The organism is Clostridium aestuarii (assembly GCF_026735135.1).
GTDB classification, from domain to species: domain Bacteria; phylum Bacillota; class Clostridia; order Clostridiales; family Clostridiaceae; genus Clostridium_H; species Clostridium_H aestuarii.
On the sequence record NZ_JAPQER010000019.1, the window covers coordinates 1 to 4,645 of the forward strand.

The following is a 4,645-nucleotide window of genomic DNA, read 5'->3' on the forward strand; positions in this document are numbered from 1 at the left end:
TAGCAACTATTTTAGCCATATCTTCTAATTCAAGACCTGATTTTGAAAGAGCTTGTTCTAAAGCACGCTTAGGTCCTGTAGAACCTGTTCCAACCTGAATTACTTCTGCAGCGACAATCTCTTTTCCGTCTTCAAGTATTACAACTTTTGAGGATGCAGAACCAACGTCAATACCCATTGTATACATCGCATCTTCTCCTTACTTATGAATAATTTTTCTTGTATATTAATTATTATTGCTTATTTAGTTAACAACCTTTTGAGTTAATGATTGAAATTTTTTATACCTCTTCAATATCTTTAATTGTTTTAAGGTATGATGGTCTTACCATTTTTTTTATTATTAATAATAAACATAGATCTTATTAATAAACAATATCTTATATATCGTTTTACTTTATTCAATCTTGTTCTCTAACTTTTAGAAAATTTATTTAATTATTTGTTAAGCCCATTTTTTCTTCTCTAAAAAATTTTTCATCCATAATCTTAATTTCTTTATCCATCTTAGGAACAAAATCCATTAAATCAAGAATTTGTGTTTGAATATCAATTCCAGGAGCAACTTCTATTAAGTGAAGTCCATCTTCTTTTAATTCAAATACAGCTCTTTCTGTTATATATAACACAGGTTGTTTAGTTTTAATTGCATATTTTCCACTAAATGTAACTTGTTCAACTTGTTTTAAGAATTTAGTTTTCTTACCTTCTTGTTCTATTATTAGCTTTCCATCTTCAATTTTTGTTTTTAAACCACCTGCAGTAAAAGTTCCACAGAAAAATACTTTTTTAGCATTTTGTGTTATATTAATGAAACCACCACACCCTGGCAACTTTGGACCAAATCTACTTACATTAATGTTACCGTTCTCATCACATTCTGCTAAACCTAAGAACGCCATATCAAGACCAGCACCATCATAAAAATCAAATTGATATCCTTGATCTATAATAGCATCAGGATTTAAAGCTGACCCAAATCTTGGTCCACCTTGAGGTATACCTCCGATTGCACCTGACTCAACAGTTAACGTCATGTAATCTCCAATTCCCTCTTCATTTGCAACTTGAGAAATATACTCAGGTACTCCTACACCTAAATTAACAACTGTATCTTCTCTTAATTCCATAGTTGCTCTTCTCGCAATAACTTTTTTAACAGTTAATGGAGTATTTTCAACATCCCCACCTACAGCTATTCTTGCCTCTCCACAAAGTCCTGGATTATACTCCATTCCAAAGCTTTGCTCATGATCTTCTTGATCTGCTACTACAACAGCATCAACATAAACTCCTGGTATTTTTACTAATCTAGGATCTAGAGTACCAGCCTTGACAACCTTTTCAACTTGAACAACTACTTTACCACCACAGTTTTTAACTGCCTGTGCTATAGATGTAACTTCAGTAGTAGCTACTTCTTTTTCAAGCGTTACATTACCATACTCATCTGCATAAGTACCTCTAATAAAAGCAACATCTAGAGGGAATGCTTTATATAAAAGTTTTTCTTCATCACCTATTTTTATAACTTCTACTAAATCCTCTGTTGTTTTCTCGTTTATTTTACCGCCGCCATTTCTTGGATCAACGAAAGTATCTAAACCAACATGAGTAATTGTACCAGGTCTATGTCCAGCAATATCTCTAAGTAAATATACTAGTGCTCCTTGAGGTAAATTATATGCTTCACATTCATTATTAAGACAAAATTCTCCTAATTTTGGAGCAGTAGCATAATGACCTACTATTACTCTTTTAAGCATACCTCTATGAGCATAGTGGTCTCCACCTTTTTTACCATCTCTGTTACCTTGAGATGCTGCATAGAAAAGCGTTATATTTTTAGGAGACTTAGTTTCTAAAAATCTTTTTTCTATTGCATTATTAAGTGCTTCTGGACAACAATTGCCAACAAATCCACCTGTAACAAGTGTATCATCATTTTTGACTAGGTTAGCGGCTTCTTCAGATGTTAATATTTTAACTTTCTTCACTATTCTACCCCCTAAATGCAATTTATGTTTGGGATTTTAAAACAATATCAAAATATGCGCAAATTTCTAAGTTTTAAAATATTTTGTGGTATGACCATATGACCAGTTATTAATTATATTTTTATTGTAACAAAAAACTTTAGAAATATCTACATTAATTTTATTAAAAATGCTATTATTTTTATAAAATATTTAAATTCTATTAAAACTCACTGAATTTCTTAGTATTTAAAACAAAATATATGATCCTATTCAATTATCCGAACTCCAATTCCAATTTTTACCTTCTACCATAAAAAGAGTAGCTATTATATTTAGCTACTCTTAAAATAATATATAGTTTAATGGGAATATATTTAGTGGTTCTTATTAAGAATATAATAATTTAAATTCACTTTACTCTAAAATATATTTGGCATAAACACCTTAACAATAATCATAGCAAAAACTCCACTTAATATACCATAAGCTAATGCTATTTTCATGTTATTTCTTAAAACTTTTCCTTCTTTACCTATTAATCCAACTGTTGTTAAAACAGCAACAACATTATGCACACAAATCATATTTCCTGCTGCTGCTCCTATTGCTTGTAAACTAAGGATTGGTATAACAGGAAGTCCAATTTCTTTAGCTGCACTTAATTGTAGTCCTCCAAACATAATATCTGAAACTGTAGCACTACCTGAAATAAATGAACCTAATGATCCTACAATTGGTGCTATTAAGTACCATCCACTACCAGCTAATCCTGCTGCTGTTTTAGCCATGACAATTAACATTGAATCTGTACCTGTAGCAGCACCTGAATTCATTAATATATAAGTCATTCCTAAAGCAAAGAAGAGCGCTATTGCCGCTGATTTAATCTGTTTTAGTGTTTCTCCCCAGGCTTTAAAAGCTTCTTTTGTATCCATTCCATGCATAAATGGAATTAATACTGCTACTAACATGAATGGGATAACACCTGGATTATACAGTGGTGTAATTCCCCTGCTTATTGATGTTCCAAGAATATTACTCCAAGTTATACTCCATAATTTAAGTATAGGTGTAATCCCAAGCCATTTTAAACGTCCTAATAGTAATAATATACCTATTAATATATATGGTGCCCACGCTTTACCAGCACTCATAACTTGTTTATCATCTTTACTAGAACCAACTACAATTTCTCCTTGCCAATCTTCTTCCCATTCTTCAACAGGCTTAAAGTCCCAACCATTTTTTGGTACAAACAACCCTTTCTTTACTGCTGAAACAAATATCGGTATTGCAATTAATGCTCCTAGTAATGCTGGAAGTTCTGGTCCAACAAAGTTTGCAATTATTACCTGAGGTATTGTAAATATTAATCCCCCAAATAATGCCAATGGCAATACTTCTAATCCTTTTTTTATACTTTTATCTACTATTAAAGTCATAGTACAAACCATAACTAAAGGTATAAAAGAACCTACAATAAAGTGTAAGATAGCTGAAAAACCACCGATACTTGTTAAGAAACTATACATTTCACCATTATATCCTGCTGTTTTAATCATAGCTTCTAAATTAGCAAACCCACCGATTATTGGTGTACCTACAGCTCCAAAACTAACTGGTGCACTATTACCAATCAACGCAACCATTGCTGCTACTAATGGTGGAAAACCTAATCCTACTAATAATGGTGCTGCTACTGCTGCTGGAGTTCCAAATCCTGCTGCTCCTTCAAAAAAAGCTCCCATTAAGAAACCAATTACAATAACTTGAACTCTTCTATCAGTAGATACAGATGCCATTGAGTGAGCTATTCCATCTATTCCTCCACTCTTTCTCATTATTTGTAGTATTAACAAAGCTCCAAATACTATTAATAATATATCTACAGTATTAATTGCTCCAGAAATAGTAGCTGCTGCTATCCAATCACCTGGCATTTTCCAAAATATAGATGCTAATATTCCTGCAAAAATAAATCCTGCTGGCATTGCCTTTGTTGATGGTAAATTAAATCCTAACATTAGTATTCCTACAATAAGAATAGGTATTAAAGCTATTAGTGCTAATCCCATAATTTCACCTCTTTAATATATTTTTGGAACTTTATATTTTCATTTTTAACAAAAATACACCTAATAGTAAGGTATAACTGAAGTTTTAATTTTTTGCTAAATAAAAATTGTGAATTTTCTATTGATATATTTGCCTCCATCTTATAGAAAGCGGAGACAAATATACAATTAAATTAAAGATTACATCATTACTTATTTGGAGATTACATCATTTCAGAGAAACTTTGTACTCTTGTTTTAACTTGTTCAAAAGATGTTGTTTCTTGATCAATTTCTATATATAAGCTCTTTATTCCAGCTTCTTCAAATTGTGCATAATAGATTGGATAATCAAATTCTTCTGGATCACAGAATTTCATCATACAAACTACTACTGCATCTGCATTATATTTTTTAACCATATCGATAAGCATTGGTCCTCTTGGCTTTTTAACATCTGTTGCTAGTGAACAGCCATCAAAATTTTGCCACCATTTAGCTAATCTGTATAATGGATCTGTTCCTTCTGGAACATCATTTCTAAATTGTCTTGATTCTTGTGCAAGATCATCTGCAACAACAGCTAAACCATTTTCTTTGAAGATTTCTAAT

4 protein-coding genes are annotated in these 4,645 nt (G+C 31.6%); all 4 read right to left on the bottom strand.

The genetic code is table 11. The annotated features are described in order from the left end of the window. The coding region (locus OW763_RS16660) for a BadF/BadG/BcrA/BcrD ATPase family protein (protein ID WP_336296903.1) at positions 1-187 on the bottom strand (187 nt) is incomplete at its 3' end. Positions 188-434: 247 nt separating this feature from the next. Next, positions 435-1,997 carry an acyl CoA:acetate/3-ketoacid CoA transferase gene (locus OW763_RS16665; protein WP_268042707.1) on the bottom strand — a complete coding sequence of 521 codons (1,563 nt, stop codon included), beginning with the start codon at positions 1,995-1,997 and terminating at the stop codon, positions 435-437. A gap of 401 nt (positions 1,998-2,398) precedes the next feature. Then, entirely contained in the window at positions 2,399-4,054 is a 1,656-nt protein-coding gene (locus OW763_RS16670) for an L-lactate permease (RefSeq protein ID WP_268042708.1), read from the bottom strand. 203 nt (positions 4,055-4,257) lie between these two features. After that, the coding region (locus tag OW763_RS16675; protein WP_268042710.1) for a 2-hydroxyacyl-CoA dehydratase family protein at positions 4,258-4,645 on the bottom strand (388 nt) is incomplete at its 5' end.